23 protein-coding genes and 1 tRNA gene are annotated in these 24,824 nt (G+C 39.5%); 15 read left to right on the top strand and 9 right to left on the bottom strand.

Annotation, left to right across the window (positions count from 1 at the left end; translation table 11 throughout):
* Positions 1-69: 69 nt before the first annotated feature.
* Positions 70-1,317: a YeeE/YedE family protein gene (locus QQK09_RS13730; RefSeq protein WP_284204722.1), complete on the top strand. Its 1,248-nt coding sequence runs from the start codon at positions 70-72 to the stop codon at positions 1,315-1,317.
* A gap of 87 nt (positions 1,318-1,404) precedes the next feature.
* On the opposite strand, the gene QQK09_RS13725 is transcribed toward QQK09_RS13730, so the two are convergent.
* The 3 genes from QQK09_RS13725 to QQK09_RS13715 form a co-directional block, all read right to left on the bottom strand.
* Positions 1,405-2,361: a sensor domain-containing diguanylate cyclase gene (locus tag QQK09_RS13725; RefSeq protein WP_284204721.1), complete on the bottom strand. Its 957-nt coding sequence runs from the start codon at positions 2,359-2,361 to the stop codon at positions 1,405-1,407.
* A complete protein-coding gene (locus tag QQK09_RS13720) occupies positions 2,361-3,359 on the bottom strand; it encodes a response regulator (RefSeq protein WP_284204720.1) in 999 nt (332 codons plus the stop codon). Before QQK09_RS13720 ends, QQK09_RS13725 begins: the two co-directional genes overlap by 1 nt.
* A gap of 381 nt (positions 3,360-3,740) precedes the next feature.
* Entirely contained in the window at positions 3,741-4,664 is a 924-nt protein-coding gene (locus tag QQK09_RS13715) for a tRNA-dihydrouridine synthase (protein WP_284204719.1), read from the bottom strand.
* Positions 4,665-4,999: 335 nt separating this feature from the next.
* On the opposite strand from QQK09_RS13715, the gene apt reads away from it, so the two are divergent.
* The 3 genes from apt to QQK09_RS13700 are packed head-to-tail and all read left to right on the top strand — an operon-like array spanning position 5,000 to position 8,232.
* A complete protein-coding gene (gene apt, locus QQK09_RS13710; protein ID WP_284204718.1) occupies positions 5,000-5,545 on the top strand; it encodes an adenine phosphoribosyltransferase in 546 nt (181 codons plus the stop codon).
* A gap of 5 nt (positions 5,546-5,550) precedes the next feature.
* A complete protein-coding gene (gene dnaX / locus QQK09_RS13705) occupies positions 5,551-7,848 on the top strand; it encodes a DNA polymerase III subunit gamma/tau (RefSeq protein WP_284204717.1) in 2,298 nt (765 codons plus the stop codon).
* Positions 7,849-7,899: 51 nt separating this feature from the next.
* Entirely contained in the window at positions 7,900-8,232 is a 333-nt protein-coding gene (locus QQK09_RS13700; protein ID WP_284204716.1) for a YbaB/EbfC family nucleoid-associated protein, read from the top strand.
* Between the two features lie 180 nt (positions 8,233-8,412).
* Here QQK09_RS13700 and QQK09_RS13695 read toward each other — a convergent pair whose 3' ends face one another.
* Together QQK09_RS13695 and QQK09_RS13690 are read right to left on the bottom strand one after the other, a co-directional pair.
* Positions 8,413-8,766, bottom strand: coding sequence for a DUF3622 domain-containing protein (locus tag QQK09_RS13695; protein WP_284204715.1), 354 nt, complete (start codon positions 8,764-8,766; stop codon positions 8,413-8,415).
* 69 nt (positions 8,767-8,835) lie between these two features.
* Positions 8,836-9,159 (bottom strand): VF530 family protein, encoded by a 324-nt coding sequence (locus QQK09_RS13690; RefSeq protein ID WP_284204714.1) that lies wholly within the window; start codon positions 9,157-9,159, stop codon positions 8,836-8,838.
* A 503-nt stretch (positions 9,160-9,662) separates the two neighbouring features.
* Here QQK09_RS13690 and QQK09_RS13685 point away from each other — a divergent pair.
* The 6 genes from QQK09_RS13685 (at position 9,663) to QQK09_RS13660 (ending at position 14,254) form a co-directional block, all read left to right on the top strand.
* Positions 9,663-9,748: transfer RNA gene (locus tag QQK09_RS13685), tRNA-Leu, on the top strand.
* 143 nt (positions 9,749-9,891) lie between these two features.
* Complete coding sequence (locus tag QQK09_RS13680; protein WP_284204713.1) at positions 9,892-10,179, top strand: hypothetical protein; 288 nt, start codon at positions 9,892-9,894, stop codon at positions 10,177-10,179.
* Between the two features lie 163 nt (positions 10,180-10,342).
* Entirely contained in the window at positions 10,343-11,260 is a 918-nt protein-coding gene (gene rluF / locus QQK09_RS13675; protein WP_284204712.1) for a 23S rRNA pseudouridine(2604) synthase RluF, read from the top strand.
* Entirely contained in the window at positions 11,257-12,246 is a 990-nt protein-coding gene (gene thiL, locus QQK09_RS13670) for a thiamine-phosphate kinase (protein ID WP_284204711.1), read from the top strand. The genes rluF and thiL overlap by 4 nt, the downstream gene beginning before the upstream one ends.
* Positions 12,247-12,267: 21 nt before the next feature.
* Positions 12,268-12,750 (top strand): phosphatidylglycerophosphatase A family protein, encoded by a 483-nt coding sequence (locus QQK09_RS13665; RefSeq protein WP_284204710.1) that lies wholly within the window; start codon positions 12,268-12,270, stop codon positions 12,748-12,750.
* On the top strand, positions 12,743-14,254 hold the full coding sequence (locus QQK09_RS13660; protein ID WP_284204709.1) for an ABC transporter substrate-binding protein: 1,512 nt from the start codon (positions 12,743-12,745) through the stop codon (positions 14,252-14,254). The genes QQK09_RS13665 and QQK09_RS13660 overlap by 8 nt, the downstream gene beginning before the upstream one ends.
* Here QQK09_RS13660 and dxs read toward each other — a convergent pair.
* Genes dxs through xseB form a run of 3 tightly spaced genes read right to left on the bottom strand, consistent with a single transcriptional unit; the run spans position 14,244 to position 17,272 of the window.
* The gene (dxs, locus tag QQK09_RS13655; protein ID WP_284204708.1) at positions 14,244-16,106 is read right to left on the bottom strand and encodes a 1-deoxy-D-xylulose-5-phosphate synthase; all 1,863 of its coding nucleotides are present in this window, start codon (positions 16,104-16,106) and stop codon (positions 14,244-14,246) included. The two genes, QQK09_RS13660 and dxs, sit on opposite strands and share 11 nt — an antisense overlap.
* Before the next feature lie 33 nt (positions 16,107-16,139).
* Positions 16,140-17,030: a (2E,6E)-farnesyl diphosphate synthase gene (ispA, locus tag QQK09_RS13650; RefSeq protein WP_284204707.1), complete on the bottom strand. Its 891-nt coding sequence runs from the start codon at positions 17,028-17,030 to the stop codon at positions 16,140-16,142.
* Positions 17,031-17,035: 5 nt separating this feature from the next.
* Positions 17,036-17,272 (bottom strand): exodeoxyribonuclease VII small subunit, encoded by a 237-nt coding sequence (gene xseB, locus QQK09_RS13645; RefSeq protein ID WP_284204706.1) that lies wholly within the window; start codon positions 17,270-17,272, stop codon positions 17,036-17,038.
* A gap of 194 nt (positions 17,273-17,466) precedes the next feature.
* Here xseB and pomA point away from each other — a divergent pair, with 194 nt between their 5' ends.
* The 5 genes from pomA to QQK09_RS13620 all read left to right on the top strand — a co-directional run bounded on the left by pomA (position 17,467) and on the right by QQK09_RS13620 (position 23,254).
* Entirely contained in the window at positions 17,467-18,243 is a 777-nt protein-coding gene (gene pomA, locus QQK09_RS13640) for a flagellar motor protein PomA (protein WP_284204705.1), read from the top strand.
* Entirely contained in the window at positions 18,243-19,178 is a 936-nt protein-coding gene (locus QQK09_RS13635) for a flagellar motor protein MotB (RefSeq protein WP_284204704.1), read from the top strand. The genes pomA and QQK09_RS13635 overlap by 1 nt, the downstream gene beginning before the upstream one ends.
* 68 nt (positions 19,179-19,246) lie before the next feature.
* Entirely contained in the window at positions 19,247-19,975 is a 729-nt protein-coding gene (locus tag QQK09_RS13630; protein ID WP_284204703.1) for a copper homeostasis protein CutC, read from the top strand.
* A 64-nt stretch (positions 19,976-20,039) separates the two neighbouring features.
* Positions 20,040-20,891, top strand: coding sequence for a PA4780 family RIO1-like protein kinase (locus QQK09_RS13625; RefSeq protein WP_284204702.1), 852 nt, complete (start codon positions 20,040-20,042; stop codon positions 20,889-20,891).
* 242 nt (positions 20,892-21,133) lie between these two features.
* A complete protein-coding gene (locus QQK09_RS13620; protein ID WP_284204701.1) occupies positions 21,134-23,254 on the top strand; it encodes an MltF family protein in 2,121 nt (706 codons plus the stop codon).
* Positions 23,255-23,453: 199 nt separating this feature from the next.
* On the opposite strand, the gene QQK09_RS13615 is transcribed toward QQK09_RS13620, so the two are convergent.
* Positions 23,454-24,803, bottom strand: coding sequence for an AmpG family muropeptide MFS transporter (locus QQK09_RS13615; RefSeq protein ID WP_284204700.1), 1,350 nt, complete (start codon positions 24,801-24,803; stop codon positions 23,454-23,456).
* Positions 24,804-24,824: the final 21 nt, after the last annotated feature.

The raw sequence follows: 24,824 nt of genomic DNA, 5'->3' as shown, positions 1-24,824 counted from the left end.
AAAATACTTAAAGGCTTCGGGGTGAAGTCGTAAATATAGATATGGATATCCAAAATGTTGGATACAAAAATGAATAAAACTCAAAATTTGCTGGGTGTCGCTGCGATTGCGCTGATGCTGGCATTTGGTGCACTAATTTTACAAACAGATGCGCTGTTTTTACGCCTCTTATTAGGTGTTGGTTTAGGCTATGCATTAACGCGTAGTTTTCTTGGTTTTGCCGGTAGTGTGAATCGTGCCTACAACGGTGGTTCAACAAGACTGATGATTGTATTGATGGTCATGTTTGTTGTCACTGCGATCATTAATGCAGGTTTTTTATATAATAGCGACCTTAGCCAATACGACCTTTGGATCAACCCTATCAACTGGGGTTTGATGATCGGTGGTCTTATGTTCGGTTTTGGTATGACGTTCTCTTCATGTTGTGCTTCTGGTGTCATGACCGACTTAGTGACTGATTTACCACGTGCAGGTACTACGCTGATCTTTTTCGCTATGGGTGTTTACTTAGGTTTCCCTCTACAAAGCCAGTTGCCACTTATCAGCGAGACCGTTGTTTCTACTAGTAGCTACGCAGGTCAAGGTGTGTTTATGCCTGATCTATTTGGTAGCGGTTTAATGGGCTACCTTGGTGCGATTTTATTAACCGTTGTGTTTGCTGCAATTGTTGTTTATCTCGCTAAAATTTATGAAAACAAACGCCGTAACTCGGGCACTTTTTATGGTATTGAAAGTGAGCTTGAGCAAGATAAAGTCGCACAAGCTGGTAAAGGTGTCGTGGTTCAACCTTTTGTCTTGTTTTCAAAACAGACTTACCAAAAATTGTTCGTCACACCTTGGTCTATGAAAGCTGGTGCTGCAATGATCGTGGTTATATTCACCTTGATGTTAGCAACAACTCAATCAGGTTGGGGCGCATCAACACCATTTGGTATCTGGTTTGGTAAAGCTATCATGTTACTAGGTGCTTCTGCTGACAGTGTGGCAAGTTTTGCTGATCGTCCTGTTGCGATGTTTACTTCTCCTTTCCTTGAACATCAAATTACCGTACAAAATATCGGTATCGTATTTGGTACACTTATTTGTGTATTACTTGCGGGACAATTTACCTTTAAATGCAGCTATAGCGCGAAACAGTTAATGCTATTTGCGATGGGGGGGCTATTTATGGGGCTAGGTACGCGTTTTGCAAATGGTTGTAATGTAGGTGCGTTATATACGCCAATCGCCAACTTATCACTTTCAGGTTGGATATTTTTAGTCTTCCTTGTTGCTGGTGGTGTTTTGGGTAATAAAGCAGCTAACAGAACGTAACGTCTCAATAGTTAACTGAGCATAAAAAAGGGAAGATAATGTATTTATCTTCCCCTTTTTTGATCAAGCTATTTAGTTGAATAGGTATTAATGCGGGCTCACTGCGACATTATTACGACCACTGTCTTTCGCGATGTATAGCCCTAAATCAGCGGCTTTAATCCAGCTTTGATCGTTAGCAATGTTAGCGGTGATATGGGCAACACCAAAGCTCGCGGTGATCTTAACTTGCTCCCCCAGATGGTTGAAGGTTAATGACTCAATACTTTTTCTAATTCGCTCTGCAACTAATTTTGCCGGCTCTAGTGCGGTATCAACCAGTATTAATGTGAACTCTTCACCACCATAGCGGCCTGCAATATCAGTTTCACGCATATTCTCTTTAATGCTATTAGCAACACCTATAATCACTTCATCACCAAACGGGTGCCCATAGGTATCGTTTATGTTTTTAAAGTGGTCTATATCAAGCATGATTAATGAAGCAGGTTGCTGCGTTCTGGTATGACGTTTGTATTCGGTACGACAACATTCACGCCAAAAACCTTGATTATTTAATTGTGTTAACGTGTCAGTATGACTTAAATATTCTAACTGTTGATTTGCTTCTAATGCCATCTGTTTATTTAAGGCAACATCGGTGACATCGTAGATAATTAAACAAACTTGGGTCACTTTATTGGTAATATCGGTGAGTGGCAAAAAGGTCACATTTTGATACATAAACTCAGCATTACTGGTTATCGGGCGGTAACTTTTGAATTTGAATAGATAAGAGCGTTGCTCCCAGGTAGTAAATGCCTTATTTTTTAATACTCTAATGGTATCTAATTTCTGTTGTAACCAGGCTTCGGGGATATCTGTAAACAGATCATTTAGTTTTTTATCGACAACATGTGCAGTCAGTAGGCCAGAGTGGTTTTCCATAAAACCGTTCCATACTTGTACATTCATGTTTAAATCAATGACCACTAAACCGACATCAATATTTTGCACCATATCGATAAGCCAATGAATATCTTTAAGCTCTATACTTGCACTCATTAGTTTAGTAAGTATCCTATTTTATTTGTGAGGGTATCAATGGAGTCTTCGGTGAATAACAGTAAAAGATCACACTTAATATTATAATTATCAATACTATAATTAACTTCAATCGCTAAGGTTTTTTGCCAATGTGATTGCCTATCCTGTATTAACTCTTCAACGCGGCAATGTTGACCTAATACGCTAGGTTGCCCTTGACTAAAGTGAATGTCGAGCTGATCTGAAAGGCCATTCAAAAAAGCACCGATCAATATATTGGAGATATCGTTCATTACCTCTATTTCAATATGGTCATCTAGCTCCTCTTTATATTTAAGCAGCTTAGCCATGTCTTTAAAGCTTGAGTCATGAAATATAATCAGTGCTTCACCGCTGATACCAGAGCTAATAAAACCCTGTGAAACAGCTGATATGCTGTCATCATTAGCGATTGAGGTGAGTGCCATATGCAGTTCACTGGTTTCTAGTGTATTTACGTTAGGGATAGGTAACAGAACAAACACATCTAAAAGTCTCGCGAGTAGATCACCGGCTCGCCCCATTGCAATATTTGAAACCTCTTGCATCGCATCTCTTAACCCAACAGAGATGCTCGATTCTTCAGTATCAAGCGAATGATGGCAACCTGTTTTGTAGATACCATAGGAAGCTAATAAGCTAATTAGCTCTTCTTGGTTTATCGGTTTTTGAATAAAATCGATAGCGCCTAATTCGCGTACTTTTTTGTGTGCTTCAGGTTGGATATCACCTGATATGACAATCACAATCGCGTTTAGGTCTTGCTGACATATTGCTTCTAGAACTTGATAACCATCCATCACCGGCATATTGAGATCTAAAAAGACAATATCTCCTTTACCCTGTTGAATTGCTTCAATGCCTTGTTGACCATTTTCTGCAAAACTGACGGAGATATCCCAATCCTTGGGCAATGAACGGGCAATTGATTTTCTCGCTAATGCGGAGTCGTCACAAATTAAAACGGGTAATGACATAGTGTTCCTGAAACTGAGTATGAGAATTCTGTTTAGCTGATAGTTAGTGAGCGCAAGGGGCTCGTGCGCAGCGAGTATAATACGATTTAGTTTATATTTTTTGAATAAAAACAGATAACTGTGAAGTTGGCTGTGTGCTTGCTTGCTTTTTGTACGATGTTAGCCTAGTTGCCAGTAACGAGCGACAAGCATTAATTACCTTGCCTTTCAATATGGGATATCTGAGCAATTACAGGGGAACAAATGATTAACTTTCGCGGTGAGGAATACACCGCGACATATCAATAGTTTGATAGCAACAACAAAAAGTGTGTTCTCCACTAACGGGGAGTTGCTTTACATGTTTGATACTTTTGTTTGATTTGCGATTCAAGATAATAGCTACTTCTTCAATGCTTGAATTATTTGCTTTGTATCTTTAATGCTACGAATTTCTCTAAACAATTCTTCTGATTCAGGGTACTGTTTCGATATATATTTAAACCACTGCTTTAAACGTTGTGGAAAATACTTTTCCTTATCACCGAGTGTCTCGAATCCACCGTAGTTAATCATTAATTGTTTAACCTCTGCCCAAGGCATAATAGGAGCACCTTTAATGTGCAGTGCTAGGTTAGGGATGGTTACTGCGCCACGACCAATCATGATGTCATCACAGCCGCTGATGTTCTGACAGCGCATATAATCATCTTTATTCCAGACTTCACCATTGGCAATAATGTTCAAGCTGGTGGCATCTTTAATGAGTTTGATATATTCCCAGTGAGCAGGGGGCTTATAGCCTTCCTCTTTGGTACGTGCATGTACCGTTAATTCATTTGCACCTGCTGCTTCAATTGCTTGTGCAATTTCAACGCATTGAGATTTACAATCCCAACCTAAACGCATTTTAGCGGATACAGTTTGATATGAGGGCACTGTCTCTCTGACTTTTTTGACAATTTGGTAAATACTTTCAGGCTCTTTGAGTAACGCCGCGCCGCCTTTGTTTTTATTAACCGTGCGAGACGGGCAACCAAAATTTAAATCGATGCCGTGAGATCCTAAACGAATCGCTCTTTCTGCATTTTCAGCCATCCAATTTGGTTCTTGACCCAATAACTGAATGCGAACAGGTGTACCGAATTCGGTCTTACAATCATTATAAAGTTCTGGGCAACTGCGATAAAAAACTCGTGATGGTAGTTTTTGATCAACAATCCTTATGAACTCACTAATACACAAATCAAATCCTCCCTGACTTGTTAATAGTCTTCGCATTGATGCGTCTGCGACACCCTCCATCGGGGCTAATATAATTCTCATAATGTACTCTCACAATTTTTTCGTACATGATATAGAAACTAGCGCTAATTAATAGATTTGTTATGGATTGCTGAAAAGTAAAAGGTCATATAAGCGTCAAGATAGTCTGGTTCAGAGATAACGCTTGATCATTTTTTCCATTAATACAATGTGATTGCTACCTATTACAACCGCAAAAGAGAAAATATAAAGCAGGCGATATAAAAGGAGGATGGCGTTTGCCTCTATCTTAAGTGAAGTTTAAAGCATTATAGGATAATAGTTACTGCAAACCCTTGCAGTTCAGCGACTGACTATTTATTCTAGTGTCATAATTATTAATATGAGTGAACCCCATGACTTCAGATGTACAGCAACTAATCAAAAACAGTATTAAAACCATTCCTGATTACCCATTGCCTGGCATTATGTTTCGCGATGTAACCAGTTTGATTGAAAATGGTAGTGCATTTTCTGCGACCATTGCACAATTTGTTGCACGCTATAAAGATCAGAAAATTGATAAGGTTGTTGGTACTGAAGCGCGTGGTTTTATTTTTGGCGCACCATTAGCCGCCGCGATTGGGGCTGGATTTGTGCCTGTTCGTAAACCGGGTAAATTACCGCGTGATACGATTCAAGAGAGTTACACATTAGAATATGGTACTGATACCTTACAAATTCACTCAGATGCGATTAACGATGGTGAAACGGTATTATTGATGGATGACCTATTGGCAACCGGTGGCACAGCAGAAGCATCGGTTAAGCTTATTCAGCGTTTAGGCGGCATCGTGATTGAGTCAGCATTTGTTATCGAACTGCCTGCCTTAAACGGCGCTGAAAAACTTGAAAAATTAGCGGTTCCGCATTTTTCATTAATCACCTTTGAAGGCGAGTAGTTTTAGTGAGCTATCAAGTTTTAGCCCGTAAGTGGCGACCACATAATTTCTCTGAAGTTGTTGGACAGCAGCACGTTTTAACCGCAATAAGTAATGGTCTTGCACAAAACAAAGTGCACCATGCTTATCTTTTTAGCGGTACTCGTGGCGTTGGTAAAACGACTATCGCGCGAATTCTAGCTAAAAGCCTAAATTGTGAATTAGGCGTGACAGCAACCCCTTGTGGGCAATGTGATAACTGTGTTGCGATCGATCAGGGGCGCTTTGTTGACCTGTTAGAGATAGATGCCGCATCACGTACAAAAGTCGATGATACGCGAGAAATGCTTGATAACGTGCAATATAAACCCGCAGTAGGGCGTTATAAAGTATACCTTATCGATGAAGTGCATATGTTATCAAAGCATAGCTTCAATGCATTGTTAAAAACACTTGAAGAGCCGCCTGAATATGTGAAGTTTCTGCTTGCGACAACCGATCCTCAAAAGCTACCTATCACCGTGCTATCGCGCTGTTTGCAGTTTCATCTAAAAGCTATTTTACCGGATCAAATTGAAGCGCAACTTGCACATATATTACAGCAGGAAAAAGCGACCTTTGAACATGCCGCATTAACCGTTATTGCCAAAGCGGCAGACGGCAGTATGCGTGATGCATTGAGTTTAACGGATCAAGCGTTAGCCTTTGGTGCGGGTAACATTGAATATCAATCTGTTTTAAAAATGTTAGGCACACTAGACAATAGTCACCTTGAATACCTATTACATTTTATTGCATCAGGTAACGTTGCTAAAGTATTTCAAAAAATAGAAGAGTTCGTTGCACTAGGCGCTGACTTTGCTAAGTTGCACCAGGAGCTTGCTGCGTTATGTCATCAAGTTGCATTGCAACAGTTACAGCCAGTACAAAGCAATGGTGAAAAGTCTGCTATTCAGCTGTTGAGCGAGCGACTTAATCCGGAAGAGGTACAACTGTATTATCAAATTGCAGTTCAAGGCTATAAAGATTATAACTTTGCACCTAATGGAAAAATTGCACTTGAGATGACCGTCATGCGTTTGTTGGCCTTTAAACCGGCAAACTATGTTGAGTTAGATGAAACTGTATTGGTCACACCGGCGGTTGAGACGCAACCAGTGGTGGCACCTAGTGCTGCTGAACAGCAAGTCGCTGTGGTTGAACATGCAGTCATGCCAACTGCGCCAGTCATCCCTGTTATACCGACAGAAGCACTTGTTATTGATTCGCCTAAAACGGCAGCCGCTCCTTCTGCAATAACGGAACCTTTAGCTCCTAGGCATACGATTGAACCCGTGTTGGAGAAAAACGTTGGGCAAGAGATAACGGCACCGGTTACTGCACCTGAGCAACCCACGCCGGTGACAGAGACACCAACTACGATCACTGAGTCGCTTAGCCAAGTAACGCATTCTCGTAATATGTTACGTAGTCATCGTTTAAAGAGAAATGAAACAAAAAAGTTACAGGCGACAACTGAGCCTAAAATTAACCAACCTGTTGTCGCAGAAACCCCTAATGATGCCCAAAGTGTTACTAAAAACAGCGTTAAGCCGGTATCTGAAGAGATAACATTACCGACAGGAACGCCATCGGCAGTAGAACCGACAATTGAAACAGCTGTTATTCCAACGCAGGGGCATGCAACTAAAACATTGCCACCGAGTGAAGATTATCAACATAATGAATTTATGGATAATCAATTCGATGGTGCAGATTATGATCCCTACTCAGCGCCTCAGGATTATTTAGCCATGCAGCCTCAACCTATTGAGGAAGTGTCAAATGTTGCGCCAATTATGCAGCCGGTTAGCAATGGAGAACGTGTTGGTCAGCATCCATTTTTTAGCACACAACCTTTTCAAGCGGTCGAGATAGACACTGCAAAATATGTTGAAGATAAATTGACCGACCCTTGGTCATTGGCGATTCAACAAATGAAAGTCGCTGGGTTAGTGAAGTTACTAGCAAAAAATAGTGTCATGAAAAAAGTAGATAATCAGATTGTATTAACACTTAAGGCAGAACAACAGCACCTGCTTAATAATGGTGGTTTATGCGAAGAGTTGCAGATGCAGTTGAAAAACTATTTTGGAACCCAATATAGTATGTATATTGAAGTGGGTAATGTAGAAGGGCAGTTAACTGCTTTCGAATCTGAAATGGCGCTTTACGAGCAATATTTAGACAATGCAAAGCGTGCCATTGTTGAAGATGAAAATATTAAAGCATTAGCGGCTAACTGTGGTGCAAAAGTCTATGAAAATAGTGTTATCCCGCTATAATTAATACAGATAATAACAGTCAATAATTTAACATGTATAAGAGAGAAAATTATGTTCAGTGGTAAAGGTGGAATGGGCGATTTAATGAAAAAAGCCCAAGAGATGCAAGAAAATATGCAAAAAGCACAAGCAGATATCGCCAATACAGAAGTCGTTGGTGAATCTGGTGCAGGCCTTGTTAAAATTACATTATTAGGCAATCACAACGTACGTAAAGTTGAAATTGATCCAGAATTACTTGCAGATGATAAAGAGATGCTTGAAGACTTAATTGCAGCAGCAATGAATGATGCAGTACGTCGTGTTGAAGAAGTAAACAAATCTAAAATGAGCGGTTTAACTGGCGGTATGGAATTACCACCTGGCTTCAAAATGCCTTTCTAGGTATAGATTTTTATTAAATGCTGAGGCTTACTGGTGTAACACTTTAAAGGTGATATATGGGTAGGCTTTTTTTATATCTGTCGTTTATGAAAGAGACTGCTGAAGTGTTTTTTGCTGAGGGAGTTATTAAATAGGAAAGCCGCTCTCAAATACTCGGTGTAATTGAGAGCGTTATATCAGTTACTCTTCGTAGAACTCATCTTCTTCAAGCTCTTCTTCATCTAATGCTTCAAAGTAAGCTTGTTGTTTTTCTGCGTATAATGCTGCTGCCGCTTCTTTTGCTACAACTGCTTGTGCTGCTAATTCGTTACGAGTAGCACGTCTTTCTGATTTACGCTTGTTGCTCTGTTGTTGATTTTCAAGGAAACCAGCAAGTGCTTCTTTAGCCCACTCTGTTGCTAATGCTTCAGTCGCAAAGCCTTTTTTACGTTTAGAAACACTTGTTCTACGCGCAGAAACTCGACGTGTAATTTCCGCATCCCATTGTTCGTCAATTTGTGTAACACGAAAGTCGAATTTGTTTTGTTGTGACATTTTTTGTTTATCCTAGTCTATTTTCTTTAACTGAAATTCAGTACATGCTAATTTTAACATGAAATCAGTTTATTTGTTTTTTATTGTTGGCCAGCTAAAACCATCATCTTTAATAGTGGTCTTAGTGGGTGATGTATTCTTTTGTTCGATGAAGTTACGTATCAAACCTTTGGTGGCTGGATGATCACGACAGAACGTTTTTAAATATAAAATTTCAACTTTTTTGCGAGCCCAAGGGGTCTTGCGTAAAAACGTTAAACTTGATTTTAAACGTGGGTGATTAATAAAGCACTTGATATTGAGTAACGTTCCCATCTTTTCCCAGCCAAGTTCTTTTTCAAGTTTGACTAAAATTTCTTCCAGTTTTATACCGTGAAGTGGATCGTGATTCATGTAAATACCTAAAATGATGAGAAAGAAAAACGTTAATGTAACAAAAAAGGGCATCATTATAGCGTGATATTGATGCTTATTGAACAACGAACCGCGGAGTGTATGATAATAACAACAGACAAACAAGTGAACACTTATTTGTCTGTAAATTAAGTTGTACATTTACTGTTGAACATCAATGCTACTCACTATCTGTTGCCTAATTATGATGGGAAATAAAAGTCGAGTATTCTTTTACCGATGAATATTTAATCATCATCACTACTTTTATTTTGTTCGTGCTTCATCGCCTTTATATAGCAACCATATAAGCTACAAAATTAATCGTTAGGGCATGATGCTTATAACCAACAACAACGGGTGATTATTGTTTTTGCAGACTTTGTTTGATAAATCGTCGCTTGCACTGATTTATTCAAATAAATAGCGTTAAGCGGTTGTAGTTACACAAAAATTCTATAGAATACATCTCACTTACTAGCAACTAGCTGAGTTAAGTAATTGCCCGGATGGTGGAATCGGTAGACACCCAAGATTTAAAATCTTGTGCATTCTGTGCGTGCGAGTTCAAGTCTCGCTCCGGGCACCATACAATGATAAAAAAACCAGCCTTGAGCTGGTTTTTTTATGTCTGAAAAACAATAAATAAGCAATTTTGTGGGATAATATTTATTGCGTTTATCTTGCACCGTCTATTCTTGCTGTGAGATTTAAAATTGTTTAGGAATAAATATGACAGAATATATTATTATTGCGATCATAATGGTCTTTATCTACTTCGTTTTAGTGCGTAATAGGCCTGCTGCAAAAACAGATTGGGAATCATTACCCACCCTCAGTGAATATCAAAAAATCCCGAAAGCGCATAACTCAGCAGCAACATTGTGTTGTCAATATTGTGGGCATACGGAGATGATTAAACGTGTTTTAAATTCAAAAAAAGAGAATGCTTCACAAAAAAAACATTATCACGCTTGCACAAAGTGTAAGGTGATCTTGTGGCGCAGTGAAGAGGCATAACGGTAAGTTTTTTGAATACAAACAACAGATATTAATAGTAACGTGTTAGATCTGATTTCAACCTCTCCCTATACGCTGATGTTTCATTTTAGTATAGAAAAAGAGAGCACAGTGTAGGTAGTTGAGTATAATGCGCTGTGTATAAAGTTAATAGGAATACAGTGTGGATACAAGTAGTGAAAAACGTCTTAATAAATATATCAGTGATTCGGGTTTTTGCTCGCGTCGTGAAGCAGATAAATTAATTGAACAAAATCGTGTCAAGATTAACGGTGTTGTGCCTGAGCTTGGTACAAAAGTGCAACCAGGTGACAGTGTCGTAGTCGATGGTAAACGCATTAATGCTGTTGAACAGAATAAATCGGACCGTGTTTATATTGCTTATAACAAACCGATCGGTATTACCTGTACAACTGAACGTGATGTCCACGGCAATATCATCGATGCGATCCGCCATAAGAAAAGAATTTTTCCTATCGGGCGTTTAGATAAACCCTCTGAAGGGTTGATTTTCTTGACCAGTGATGGCGATATTGTTAATAAAATCCTCCGTGCCGAAAATGCCCACGATAAAGAGTATCTTGTTACCGTTGATAAACCGCTTAGTGAGCGATTTGTTGAACGCATGCAACGTGGTGTACCTATTTTAGATACTGTAACCAAACCTTGTACCGTTAAAGTGCAAAGCCGCTTTGTATTCTCTATTATTTTAACCCAAGGGCTTAATCGCCAGATTCGACGTATGTGTGAATATTTAGGCTATGAAGTCACTAAATTAAAACGTACACGTATCATGAATGTAACGGTCGATAATCTAAAAGCAGGGCAGTGGCGTAATTTAACGGCGCAAGAGATGAATGATATCAATAATGCGGTATCTGGCTCTTCTAAAACAGCAGTAGAGACTGCGTTACCGAAAAGTGGTGCGAATAATACGCCGCAAAGAACCGCAGTTAAACCGCCGCGTTCAGGTAAGCCTGCGGGTAAAAAAATATTTGTTAATAATAAAAATAAATCTGCTAGTTCAACATCGAGTAAACCTAAAAATGGAAAACGTACGTTAACGTTAAAGCGTAAATGAGTTTAGGTGAGTTTGATCTTATCTCTCGTTATTTTAAACAAACAAATGAACTCGCGAATGATAACGGTGTAGAGATCGGTATTGGCGATGACTGTGCGATTTTAGATCTGCCCGATGGTTATCAATTAGCTGTCACAACAGATAGCCTTGTCGCTGGCGTACATTTCTTTGAAGATGTTTGTCCTTATCGATTAGGGTATAAATCACTCGCTGTTAATCTTAGTGATTTGGCGGCGATGGGGGCTGAACCTAAATGGGTTTCACTGGCGATTACACTACCTAGAGTCGATGAACCGTGGTTAAGTGAGTTCTCTCGAGGATTTTTTGATTTAGCACGAAAGCATAATGTGACGTTGATTGGTGGCGATACCACTAAAGGGCCGCTTTCTATTACCGTCTCTGCTAAAGGGATTGTGCCACGCAATAAGGCATTATTACGCAGTGGTGCGCAGGTTGGAGATTTGATTTGTGTCTCTGGTACGCTTGGTGATGGCGCATTGGGACTGGCTTCTAAATTTGATACGTTAGCACTTAGTGATTCAGCTGTTTTTGTTGATGCGCTAGAGCTCACTGAGCCGCGTAATCAATTAGGTAAGCAACTCATTAATTATGCATCAAGCTGTATCGATATCTCAGATGGGTTAATTCAAGACTTGCATCATATTGTTGAAGCATCACAATGTAGTGCACAGATTGACGTTGAAAATATGCCTTTATCGGATGCGATGCTTGGCGAAATTAAGATGCATCACGTGACTGAGCAACAAGCATTACAATATGCGTTAGCGGGTGGGGATGATTATGAGCTGTTATTCACCATCAGTGCACAACATTATTCAGAACTTTGCTTACACAATTTGAGTGACAAAGTGACTGTGATTGGCAAGATAAATGCAAATAACGATATAAAAGTGAACCTGACAAAAGCGGGTGAAATAATTAATCTTCAACTTGCTGGTTGGGATCACTTTAAGAAAAATAAGTAATAACATTAGGGTTAAATTTAGATGAAACGTGAAGATTTAAAAGGACTAAAACTTACCAATCCACTGCATTTTGCTGCTGTTGGTTTTGGCAGTGGTTTGCCTAATAAAGCACCTGGTACATTTGGCACTATCGCGGCAATTCCACTTTATTATTTACTCTCTTTTTTATCCATTGAGAGTTATGTTGCGATGCTAATTATTACCAGTCTACTCGGTTTTTGGTTTTGCCATGTAGCCAGTCGTGACATGGGTGTACATGATCACAAAGCGATCGTATGGGATGAATTTGTTGGTTATTGGATAACCATGGTTGCAGTGCCTTTTAGTTGGCAATGGGCACTCGTTGGTTTCCTATTGTTTCGCTTTTTTGATATTTTAAAACCATGGCCAATCAGTTGGTTAGACAAAAAGATGAAGGGTGGTTTTGGTATCATGATCGATGACATTGTGGCGGGTTTATTTTCTGCCGTGATCTTACAGGTGCTGATTCATTTTTATGGTTAAACGAATTCGGACATTATACCGTTACTTTCTGATGCTACTGTTGTTTGTGCAGGTTGCACAAACGCAAGCGTCTATTATTGTTGATGCACAACCAGATACTCAGAACGTTGTGCAGGTGGCGGTTACTGATATTCCGAGTTCTTTCTATCCTTATGCTGATGTTGAACTGCCTGAACATTACAGCCACCTGTTTTTTGATCCGCTGCTCCGATGGGGAAATACAAAGCAGTTAGAATATCGTTTACTAGATAAATTTAAAACGATTAACAGTCGTAAAACACGTTTTTACTTGAAAAAGAAAATCTATTTTCACTCTGGCAATTCATTGACAAGTAACGATGTTATTTGGTCGCTGAAAGAAGTATTGAAAATAAGCACTTTAAAAAAGGAAGGACAAGAGACAATAAAAATAACGCGTGTTAACAATCACCAATTTGACATTGAAAGTCAGTTCACACAAGCTCAATTACTTGATTATCTTACTCATATTTTTATACTGGATAGTCGTTTTTATAAGAGTAATAAAATTGATCACAACACACCACAAAAAACGTTACCTCACCCAATAAGTAAATTGCCTCTATCTGGGACTGGACCGTACCAGGTCGCAGGGTTTTATGCTGGTGTTAATTTAAGTGTTCAAGAAAACCGTCATTACTGGCAAAATCAGCCAATTGTTAAGCGACTTAACTTTATAAAAATACAATCGCCAGAATCACGCTTATATGCATTATTAGCGAATGATATTGATATCAGCGAACAAATTTCAAACAAAAACATTGAAACTATCAGATTGTCCGGCAGTAAACGTATTTATCAAACTAGTGCGAGTAATGTACTTTTTTTGACCATTAACGATCAAAATAATACTATCTTCAGTCAAGAAAGAGCACGTAATGCGATTCATTTAGCGATCAATCAAGCTGGTATTATTAAACATATTCTAAATGGTACAGGCTCAATAGATCGTGTTTTCAAAGTCAACAAGAGCGAACCATCGCTGCCTATATATGATGTTAAAAGGGCAAAAAGTATTTTTAAAAAAATACGCGGGCCTAAGAAACTATCACTGTTAGTCTTAGCGGATGACTCGATATACAACGATAAAGTGATTTTTGCATTAATTAACATGCTTAAAAAGCTAGAAGTGTCTTTGGAAGTGACGCAAGCAGAAACGAGAACAGAGTGGAAAGCGTTACAATTTAAGCATGATCTTGCACTGTCAATGTGGCGAACTTCATTGATAGAAGAGCATGGGGTTTACCAAGATATTTTTGCTCATAGCTTACTTCAACAATATCTTACTCTACAATTTGAGGCACAAGAACAACCGTTAGCAATGGCTGATAAAATCCAACTTTTTGAACAACTACAATTGTCAGATACTATCATTCCATTGTTTTCTAAAAACAAGATATGGGCGTCGGATAAACAGTTCGATTTAACACATCTGTTTTCTATTAACGGCATCCCATATTGGCACTTATTAACGATTAATGATTAAAGTAAGCATCTATTTGAGCTTCAATCCCTTCGCTGTCTAGCTGCAACATTTTATATATTTCTTGCTGCGTACCTTGCTCAATAAATTTATCTGGTAGACCTAAATTTAAGGTACTACGGTTTAGTCGTTGTGCCATTAAATACTCGTTAACCGCTGAACCAGCGCCACCTGCAATACTATTTTCTTCAATAGTAACAAACTGTGTATGAGACTGCGCGAGCTGAGAAAGTAGTGTTTCATCGAGAGGTTTAACAAAACGCATATCCACTAGGGTTGCATTTAACTTTTCAGCTACTGGGATCGCTTGTTGTAAAAAGGTACCAAAACAGAGTATTGCTAACTTTTCTCCCTGCCTGATCATATTACCTTTACCAATTTCAAGTTGCTTCATCTGTTTATCAAGTACCAAGCCTGTGCCAGTACCACGAGGGTAGCGCACAGCAGCAGGAGTATTAAGTAGATGCCCGGTATAAAGCATATCGCGACACTCTTGTTCATCAGAAGGCGTCATGACGGTCATATTAGGGATACAACGTAAAAAGCTCAGATCATATGCACCTTGATGAGTTGGGCCATCTGCGCCAACGATACCAGCTCTATCAATAGCAAATAATACACCTTGATTTTGAATCGCAACATCATGAATTAACTGGTCATAAGCGCGCTGTAAAAAGCTAGAATAGATGGCAACAATTGGGTTCAAACCTGAGATAGACATACCCGTCGCCAGCGTGACAGCATGTTGTTCAGCAATTGCCACATCATAATATTTATCCGGATGGCGTTTAGAAAATTCAACCATGCCCGAACCTTCACGCATTGCAGGTGTAATAGCAGTCAATTTATCGTCTTGATCTGCCATATCATTGAGCCAGTCTCCGAACACCTGAGAGAATGTTTGTGAACTTGGTTTCGCTTTAGGAAGCTCTTGGTCTGGTGTGAATTTTGGTACAGCATGATAGCCAATTGGATCTAGCTCAGCTTGTTTATAACCTTTCCCTTTTTTGGTCATAATATGTAAAAACTGTGGTCCAGTATGGTTACGCATATTACGCAGCGTATCGACCAAATCCATTACATTATGGCCATCCATTGGGCCAATATAATTAAAGCCAAACTCTTCAAAGATAGTTGCAGGTGAAACCATCCCTTTTAAATGCTCTTCAGTACGTTTCGCCAACTCTTTGATTGGTGGAATATTTGACAGTACTTTTTTGCTGCCTTCTCGTAACTGTGTATACAAATCACCTGATAATATTTTAGCGAGGTGATTATTCAATGCACCTACGTTTTCTGAGATTGACATCTCATTGTCATTCAGGACAACGAGCATATCATTATGCAGGGCACCGGCATGATTCATCGCTTCAAATGCCATGCCTGCTGTGATTGCACCATCGCCAATAACAGCAACAACTTTACGTCCTTTCTGCTCTTTTTCAGCAGCAATGGACATACCGAGTGCCGCGCCAATAGAGGTAGAGGAGTGACCAACACTTAATACATCGTATTCACTCTCTTCACGCCATGGAAAAGGATGCAGTCCCTTGAAGGTACGGATACTGTGCATTTGGTCGCGTCGACCAGTGAGTATTTTGTGCGGATAAGCTTGATGACCAACGTCGAAGATCAAGTTATCAAATGGAGTGTGATAGACATAATGCAGCGCAACAGTGAGCTCTACCACACCGAGTCCTGAGGCAAGGTGTCCACTGGTTTGGCTAACACTAGTAAGTAAAAACTGACGCAGTTCATCACAAAATTCAGGAAGTTGCTCTTTTTTTAATAAACGAAGATCTTCAGGATAATTGATATTAGTAAGTAATGGGTAGTTTTTAAGATCTAAAGGCATAAGTATTTAGTCACGCTTATCAAGGAAAAGGGATTATCGGTCTCGTTTTATTATATATAAGGCAAACGATTCAAGTAACTCTGTATTATAAGGCAATTGTGCTAAAGCATGAAGTGCTTCTTCACAAAGAGATTCTGCTTTTGCGATCGCTTGCTCTAAACCAAGCAGTGCGGGATAAGTTGATTTGTGATGTGCAATATCTGAACCTTGTGGCTTTCCAAGTGTTTCGGTATCACTAATAATATCTAAAATGTCATCTTGGACTTGAAAGGCAAGGCCAATTGCAGCGGAAAATTGTTGTAAAGCGTGAAGATGCTCTAATGGCAATGCCTCATCACTTAATGCCCCTAATGTGACTGCTGCTTCTATCAATGCACCTGTTTTAGCGGCATGTATTTTTTCTAAACTAGCGAGATCAATTTGTTTGTTTTCTGCTTCTAAATCTAATGATTGTCCACCACACATGCCTGCATCACCGGAAGCTTTAGCCAATACATTGACCATTTTCAGCTGCGTTGTTGCACTCATGCCGTCAATCGGATGAGAAATAATATCAAAGGCAAGGGTTTGTAATGCATCACCTGCTAAGATAGCACTTGCTTCGTCATATTGGATATGACAGGTTTTTTGGCCACGACGAAGCGCATCATCATCCATCGCAGGCAGGTCATCATGTATTAAAGAGTAAGCATGTACACACTCTATTGAGCAAGCAAGCGGATCAAGTTGCTGTTTTGAACTACCTAGCATCTCTCCTACCGCATAAACAAGAAATGGTCGTATTCTTTTACCACCTAGCAATGCGCCATAAGCCATCACATCATTTAATTTTTGTGAGGTTGGATTCGCCTTTTCAATATATTGGCTTAGTTGTTGGTTCACATGTTGTTGGTAGGTGCTAATTTTCTCTAAAAGATTGGTCATGATAATTATGATTCACTAAATTCTTGAAGAGGGGAATGGCTATCGTTTTGCATTAATATTGCAACTTGTTGCTGTGCTTTTTGTAATTTTTGACTATTACTGCGTGCAAGGGAAATACCACGCTCAAATTGTTTTAAGGCATCCTCTAACGGTAGCTCACCAGCTTCAAGGTGATTAACTATCTGTTCAAGTTCACCAATTGCTTCTTCATATTGCATATTTTCAGGTTTTTTTAAGGCCATGTTTTTATTCTCTAAATTTTTTAACAAGGTTACCCTGCATAGTTGATAAGTCAAATGACAGAGGATAAATTATTTATAAATAGTGATATTGCAAAGGGTTCTTTTTTTTATCGCTAATGTTTAATAACAAACGGCCGATAAAACGTTATAATCTCGCTATGTAGCTTAACTTGTTTTAATTAAAGGAATATTTTGTGGATTTAGCAACGCTAATCGGAATTATAGGTGCATTTGGTTTTGTTATCATGGCAATGCTACTGGGTGGCACGATGGATATGTTTATTGATACCGTCTCAATAATGATTGTCTGTGGTGGCACTACATTTGTAGTAATGATGAAATACAATATGGGGCAGTTTATCGGGGCAATAAAAATTGCGGTAAAAGCCTTTATGTTTAAAACAGACTCGCCTGAAGAGTTAATTGGTAAATCTGTCGAGATGGCTGATGCAGCTCGTAAAGGTGGATTCTTAGCGTTAGAAGAAGCCGAAATTACCAACCCTTTTATGCAAAAAGGGGTTGATATGTTGGTGGATGGCCATGATGCAGATGTCGTTCGCAACACTTTAGAAAATGATATCAGGCTAACATCTAGCCGCCATGAAGCGGGTGCCGATATATTCAAGCAGATAGGCGATGTTGCACCGGCAATGGGGATGATAGGCACACTAGTTGGTTTGGTTGCTATGTTATCTAATATGGATGATCCCAAGTCAATTGGACCTGCGATGGCGGTGGCGCTGTTAACAACATTATATGGTGCGATTATTGCAAATATGGTCGCAATACCTATTGCGGATAAGCTTAAACTGCGTGCCGCAGAGGAACGACTCAATCGCAGCCTCATTTTAGATGCCGTCTTGGGTATTCAAGATGGTCAAAATCCGCGTGTTATTGAAGGCGTATTGCGTAACTATTTACCCGAATCTAAAAGGAATATAGGTGAGGCAGCACCGGGCGGTGGTGATTAATGGCTGAAGAAGAGTGTAAATGTCCACCGGAAGGATTACCTGCATGGATGGGAACCTTTGCTGATTTAATGTCACTTTTGATGTGTTTTTTTGTGCTCCTGTTATCTTTTTCTGAAATGGATGTGCTTAAATTTAAGCAAATAGCAGGTTCCATGAAATATGCATTTGGTGTGCAATCGATGCTAGAGGTCAAAGATATCCCTAAGGGCACTTCGGTCATTGCTCAAGAGTTTAGACCGGGTAAACCGGAGCCGACGCCGATTGAAGTGATCATGCAGCAAACGATTGATATGACTCAAGCAAAACTTGATTTTCAAGACGGGGATGCAAGTCGCGTTGGGGGACAGGAAAATATTCAATCAGTTAAAGTTGAGACGCCTGAAGAGATTGAGGAACAGAGTGAAGCTGATTCAAGGTCTGAAACGCTAGAAGCAACTCCTGCCGCTTCAGAACAACATAGTCTTGCTAAAAAAGTAGCTGAAGAGTTACGAGAAGAGATTGAAGATGGTGCGATAGAGATTGAGTCTTTAGGGCAACAGTTGATTATCCGTGTACGAGAAAAAGGGGCATTCCCCTCTGGATCTGCATTTTTACAACCACGTTTTCGCCCTGTGATTCGAAAGGTTGCGAAAATACTTGTTGATGTACCTGGGGTAATAACCATTTCTGGGCATACAGATAATGAACAAGTTCATTCGGAACTGTATCGCTCAAATTGGGACTTATCTGCACAACGTGCGGTATCAGTTGCACATGAGATGCTTAACTTACGTCCTATGAGGGATAAAAAACTGGTGGTTGTTGGTTATGCGAACAGTAAACCTTTGACGGAAAACAAAACCAGGTTAGAAAGACAAAGAAATCGTCGTGTTGAAATAATGATTATGCAAGGTGATGCCTTAGAAACTGATGAAATTGGCGTGACAGAAAAATAAAATATAATGATGAATGCTACAAATAGGCTTAATATAGGCTCTATTTATGAAACAAAATAAGTGATTTTATGATTGAACTGGAAGTATCCTTAGATAATATTGAATCTCTATTTACAGCGCAAAATGCAGGTGCTGACAGAATAGAGTTATGTGGTGCACTTACTTTAGGCGGGCTAAGCCCAAGTTATGGTCTAATTACTCAAGCATTAAAGCATGCAACAATCCCGCTTAACGTGATGATTAGGCCACGCGACGGTGATTTTTTATATTCAAGTGATGAAGTAGAAATGATGTTGAGTGAGATTTACACTGCACGCTTGATCGGAATACACGGTGTTGTTTTTGGCGTATTAAATAAACATGCGCAAGTTGATAGTGATATTTTAAAAAGTTTAATGAAAGCGAGTAAAGGTTTATCCGTGACGTTTCATCGAGCGATTGATTGCTGCGTAGATGCTCCTTTGGCCGTGGAGACTATTTTAAGTGCGGGTTGTGATCGTATTTTAACTTCTGGACTTGCAAGCCGAGCGGATCTTGGTATTGATTGCATCGCAAAAATGGTTGAGCAAAGCAAAGGGCGTTTATCTATCATGCCAGGTGCCGGTGTCAGTGCAACAAATGTCGCAGGTATCATAACAAGTACCGGAGCAAGAGAGGTGCACATATCAGCTAAAACGCGTCATGTTAGTGATATGGAAAATATTGTTAACTGTGGTTACCTACCTGAATTTATGAAACGAAATATCACTAGTAGCGATAAAATCAGTGCGGTGAAGCAAGCAATACAAGGTTTTTAATGGCTTAACAGAGCGCTAAAAAGTATAATCAAAAAAGCATACGCCCAGTAACCAAAAAGTGAATATGAAAATACCTAAAAGAATACAACCCTTAGTTGATGATGGTCTAGTTGATAACGTCTTACGCCAGTTGATGAGCGGAAAAGAAGCAACGGTTTATGTCGTGCAATGTGGTGATGAGATTCGTTGCGCAAAAGTTTATAAAGAAGCAAGCAAACGCAGTTTTAAGCAAGCTGTTTTATATAATGAAGGCAGAAAGGTACGTAATGGACGTCGCTCACGAGCAATGGAAAAAGGATCTAAATTTGGTCGTCAGCAGCAGGAAGAGGTATGGCAAAATGCAGAGGTTGATGCGCTTTATAAATTAGCCGATGCGGGTGTGCGAGTGCCACAACCCTATGGGTGTTTTGGTGGCGTTTTATTAATGGATCTGATTACCGATGAAGATGGCTTAGCAGCGCCACGTCTCAATGATGTTTCTATGTCTTCTGAGCAAGCAATAGATGATCACCGCGATATCATGCAGCACATCGTACGTATGTTAACTGTTGGTATTGTACATGGAGATCTGTCTGAATTTAACGTGCTAGTGGATGAATGGGGCCCTGTTATTATCGATCTACCGCAGGCAGTGGATGCTTCTGCGAATAATAATGCTAAAAGTATGTTGTTGCGTGATGTGAATAATATGACCAACTATTTTGCACAATTTGCACCAGAGCTTGCGACAACTCAATATGGAAAAGAGATTTGGGCACTCTATGAGTCTGGCGATTTAACCGCTGAGAGTGAGTTAACCGGATTGTTCCAAGAAGATAAAACAGCCACCGATGTCAGTAATATCATGGATGAAATTGAAGCTGCACGTACTGAACATGAAGAAAACCAAGAAAGAATAGTCACCTTTGAAGTGTAAATCACTTCAGTGAACGATAAAAATAGAGACAGCAGCGCTATTGTTACAGCTTTTGAGTTACATCACCTTTTATAGCCTGCTATTGCTTCGATGATTTTCCTTGAATGCTAAGAAAGCAACTACACTGTATAATAAAAACAATTAAGACTCTGATATTTATATAGATTGCGGTTGAATTAACCAGGATAAGGTTAACTAAAAGCAATCTTCTTCGTGATACGATTTTGCTACAAAGGAATGCTATGCAAATTGTTTTAAAAAGAAAATTTACTGTTGTCCTCATAGTCGTTATCGCCATTATCGCGGCGTTAACGAGTTATCTATTATTATCAACAAATCCGAAAAGCATCAAAAAAGCACTTAATATTGCAGATAAAGTACTTGCCGTGCAATCTACCTCAGAGAGCACTGAACAGGATCGGTTAAGAGTATTAACCTGGTCTGGTGCTCAAACATATCTCCCTCGTTCAGGTCATCCTCAAGATCTGGAAATTACCTACCTTAAAGAGTTTGCTGAACAGTACAATTTAACTTTTGAAATTATTAAAATTGATAAATTTTCAGATCTTATTCCTAAATTGCTGGCGGGGGAAGGGGATGTTATCTCAGCCAATTTAACCGTCACTAGTGCACGCAAAGAACAGGTTACGTTTAGTGATCCCTTTATTGAAAGTAACGAATATATATTGATGGGGAAAAACAGTAAATCCCTCAAAGACGGCGCGTCACTTAATGGGCGTGAAATTGTTTTACAAAAAGGCAAGAGTTATGAGGTAACGGCACTTGGATTGCAAAAGGTCTACCCTAAATTAAAACTTCGCTATATTGCCAATACGATTAGCAACGAACAAATTTACGATGGCTTAGCAAAGGGAGAATATGATTTAACGATTCAAGATAATAACCTTATCAATTCAGCCTTAGGTTACCGTGATGACATCAAAAAAAGCCTACAAGCCAGTGCCAAGCAAAATATTGCTTGGGCAGTTGCCCCTGACAGTAAAGATTTGTTAAGGAAATTAAATGTTTTCCTGAAGATGCAAACCCTTACCGTTGATGGGAAAAGCACGATTAAAAGTCAATGGCAGCAGATTAAACAAGATAAATCTATTCGTTTTGTATTACGTAACAATTTATCCTCCTATTATATTTGGCGCGGTGAGCTATTGGGTTTTCATTACGAGCTAGCAAAACGTTTTGCAAAGGATCATAAACTTCGTTATGAGATTATTGTGGCACCAGATCATGTCTCTTTAATCGATTTTATTATCGAAGATAAAGCCGATATTGCATTAGGATTTTTAACCCCCACAGAGCAGCGTAAAGCGAAAGGAATTAGTTTCTCAAGGCCTTATCATTATGCTTCTGAGCTGTTAATTGCTCATGAAAGTGTGCCAGAAATATCGGTAGCGTCTGATCTAGAGGGCGGCGATATACATATTCGCCGTTCTAGCTCCTACTGGCAAGCTGGGCAGTTGCTACAGCAGGAAGTAAAGGGAATTGATCTTGTCGAGGCGCCTGAAGATCAAGAAACAGAATCAATCATTAATGACGTTGCTGAGCAAAAATATGAATTTACCATTGCAGATAGTCATATTGTCGATTTAGAGATGACCTATAGAGGGGATATTCAATCACTGATCGCGCTTGGTGAGCCTAAAGCACAAAGTTGGGCAATAAAATCAGGCAACAACGAGTTGATGTCTAAGGTGAACCAATTTATCAAAAAGTATTATAAAGGTGTTTTTTATAATGTAATTTATAACAAATATTTTAAAAACCCTAAACGACTGCAAGCGCAGCACAATGATTACGCGAAGATGAAAGAGACGGGGATTTTATCTCCTTATGACGAAATTGTTAAAAAATATGCTCAGGAATATGATTTTGATTGGCGTTTGTTAGTCGCACAAATGCACCAAGAGAGTCGTTTTAACCCAAATGCAACCTCTATGGCGGGGGCAAAAGGGCTGTTTCAAGTTATGCCACGTACCGCAAAGGAGCTAGGAATAATAGATGTACATATCCCTGCACAAGGCATTAAGGCAGGGGTGAAGTATATGGATTGGGTACGAGAACGTATGTTGATAGATGATGTACAGAAAAATGAACTTATTTGGTTTACCTTAGCTTCTTATAATGCTGGAGCGGGGCATGTGCGTGATGCTATGCGTTTAGCGAAAGAGAAAGGCTGGCGCAGCGATATTTGGTTTGATAACGTAGAAAAAGCGATGTTATTACTGTCACAGCCTAAATATGCAGCCAAAGCACGTTATGGTTATGTGCGTGGTCAAGAGCCTGTGACCTATATCCGAGCAATTAAACGTCGTTTTGAAACCTATGAAAATATATTACAAGATTAAGAACTGATAATACTGACCATAATATTATGGTCAGTATTGGTTGAATAAAAATGACAGGGTAGCGGGCGCATGATTACGTAATAGTTTGCTAATACGATTGAAGGAAACGAACACTTACTTTAAACGACAAGAGTGATCTACTACTGATACGGATTATTATAAAAAGGCTAGAGAAAAACATTTATCTAGCCTATTGCATTTACTCTTCAATCACTTTTTTAAGTACCACAATTAACCCCAGCACGGGCACACCAATTAATGCGGAACTGATAAAGAAGTTTACGTAACCAAAACCATCTACATAGACCCCAGAAAAACCAGCAATAAACTTAGGGAAAAGTAACATCATCGAGCTGAACAAAGCATATTGTGTAGCTGAAAATTCAATATTGGTAAGCTTAGAAAGATAAGTAATAAAGGCGGTGGTAGCAATACCTGCACTCATATTATCTAATGAGATGATAAGGGTTAACAGTGCTAAGTCTTTACCTACAAAAGCAAGAACGGCAAAAATTAAATTAGTGATAACCACCAAAAAAGCACCAAGAAATAGGATGGAGTAGGTGCTATAACGGGTGAGTAGAATCCCGCCTAAACCAGCGCCCACTAATGTCATTATCACCCCAAATACTTTCGATATCGCAGCAACTTCACCTTTGGTATAACCCATATCAACATAAAAAGGGTTAGCCATAATGCCCATTACAATATCCGATATACGGTAAGTACCGATTAATAATAAAATCAGTAAAGCATGTTTTCCGTAGCGTTTAAAAAAATCACTGAAAGGCGCGACAACAGCGATGTCTAACCATGCTAAAAAACGTGCTACAAAGGTTGGTAAGTGTTGATGCTTAAGCTTCATCTCAACTTGTTTCAATTTTTCGCTTTGTTTATCTTGATATTCAGGTTCATGACAGACAAACGTTGTAATAATACCGACCCCCATACATGCCGCCATGACAAAGTAAGAAACTGACCAAGCACTGAGTAGATATTCGTCAGTTGGGCTTGCCATTGCTGCGATCGCAAGGGAACCTGCACCTGCCATGATCATCGCCAAACGGTAACCGGTCATATAAGCGGCAGCCATCGCTGCTTGAAACTTCTCTGGTGCAGATTCGATACGGTAGGCATCGATGACGATATCTTGTGTTGCAGAACTATAGGCAACAACTAATGCTGCAATAGCGAACAGGGTTAAATTTGCATGTGGATCGCTCAATGCCATTGCCGATAAAGACAATACGATGGCTAGTTGAGAAAGTAATAACCAACTTCGACGACGACCCAACCAGCGGGTTAATAAGGGAATTGATAACCGGTCAACAAAAGGTGCCCATACCCATTTAAAGGCGTAAGCAAGGGCTATCCAGCTGAAAAAACCGATACTTGCGCGACTGACGCCCGCTTCACGTAACCAGAACGACAGGGTGGAGAAAACCAAGAGAATGGGTAAACCAGAGGAAAAACCAAGAAAAAAGAGGACTGCAACACGTTTCTCGAGATAGATTTTACAGCTTTGTAACCAAGTTTGTGCTTGTTCCATAGCAGCTTTACTCCATTTTAA

Source organism: Psychromonas marina (genome assembly GCF_030161115.1).
GTDB lineage: Bacteria > Pseudomonadota > Gammaproteobacteria > Enterobacterales > Psychromonadaceae > Psychromonas > Psychromonas marina.
Note: the sequence above shows the minus strand (reverse complement) of the source record. Positions and strands in the feature narration are given on the sequence as shown.

Excerpts from the sequence above, each read along its gene's own strand:
- QQK09_RS13730 (WP_284204722.1), top strand. The coding sequence starts at position 70 with ATGAATAAAACTCAAAATTTGCTGGGTGTCGCTGCGATTGCGCTGATG.
- QQK09_RS13725 (WP_284204721.1), bottom strand. The coding sequence starts at position 2,361 with ATGAGTGCAAGTATAGAGCTTAAAGATATTCATTGGCTTATCGATATG.
- QQK09_RS13720 (WP_284204720.1), bottom strand. The coding sequence starts at position 3,359 with ATGTCATTACCCGTTTTAATTTGTGACGACTCCGCATTAGCGAGAAAA.
- QQK09_RS13715 (WP_284204719.1), bottom strand. The coding sequence starts at position 4,664 with ATGAGAATTATATTAGCCCCGATGGAGGGTGTCGCAGACGCATCAATG.
- apt (WP_284204718.1), top strand. The coding sequence starts at position 5,000 with ATGACTTCAGATGTACAGCAACTAATCAAAAACAGTATTAAAACCATT.
- QQK09_RS13700 (WP_284204716.1), top strand. The coding sequence starts at position 7,900 with ATGTTCAGTGGTAAAGGTGGAATGGGCGATTTAATGAAAAAAGCCCAA.
- QQK09_RS13695 (WP_284204715.1), bottom strand. The coding sequence starts at position 8,766 with ATGTCACAACAAAACAAATTCGACTTTCGTGTTACACAAATTGACGAA.
- QQK09_RS13690 (WP_284204714.1), bottom strand. The coding sequence starts at position 9,159 with ATGAATCACGATCCACTTCACGGTATAAAACTGGAAGAAATTTTAGTC.
- QQK09_RS13680 (WP_284204713.1), top strand. The coding sequence starts at position 9,892 with ATGACAGAATATATTATTATTGCGATCATAATGGTCTTTATCTACTTC.
- thiL (WP_284204711.1), top strand. The coding sequence starts at position 11,257 with ATGAGTTTAGGTGAGTTTGATCTTATCTCTCGTTATTTTAAACAAACA.
- QQK09_RS13665 (WP_284204710.1), top strand. The coding sequence starts at position 12,268 with ATGAAACGTGAAGATTTAAAAGGACTAAAACTTACCAATCCACTGCAT.
- QQK09_RS13660 (WP_284204709.1), top strand. The coding sequence starts at position 12,743 with ATGGTTAAACGAATTCGGACATTATACCGTTACTTTCTGATGCTACTG.
- dxs (WP_284204708.1), bottom strand. The coding sequence starts at position 16,106 with ATGCCTTTAGATCTTAAAAACTACCCATTACTTACTAATATCAATTAT.
- ispA (WP_284204707.1), bottom strand. The coding sequence starts at position 17,030 with ATGACCAATCTTTTAGAGAAAATTAGCACCTACCAACAACATGTGAAC.
- xseB (WP_284204706.1), bottom strand. The coding sequence starts at position 17,272 with ATGGCCTTAAAAAAACCTGAAAATATGCAATATGAAGAAGCAATTGGT.
- QQK09_RS13635 (WP_284204704.1), top strand. The coding sequence starts at position 18,243 with ATGGCTGAAGAAGAGTGTAAATGTCCACCGGAAGGATTACCTGCATGG.
- QQK09_RS13630 (WP_284204703.1), top strand. The coding sequence starts at position 19,247 with ATGATTGAACTGGAAGTATCCTTAGATAATATTGAATCTCTATTTACA.
- QQK09_RS13625 (WP_284204702.1), top strand. The coding sequence starts at position 20,040 with ATGAAAATACCTAAAAGAATACAACCCTTAGTTGATGATGGTCTAGTT.
- QQK09_RS13620 (WP_284204701.1), top strand. The coding sequence starts at position 21,134 with ATGCAAATTGTTTTAAAAAGAAAATTTACTGTTGTCCTCATAGTCGTT.
- QQK09_RS13615 (WP_284204700.1), bottom strand. The coding sequence starts at position 24,803 with ATGGAACAAGCACAAACTTGGTTACAAAGCTGTAAAATCTATCTCGAG.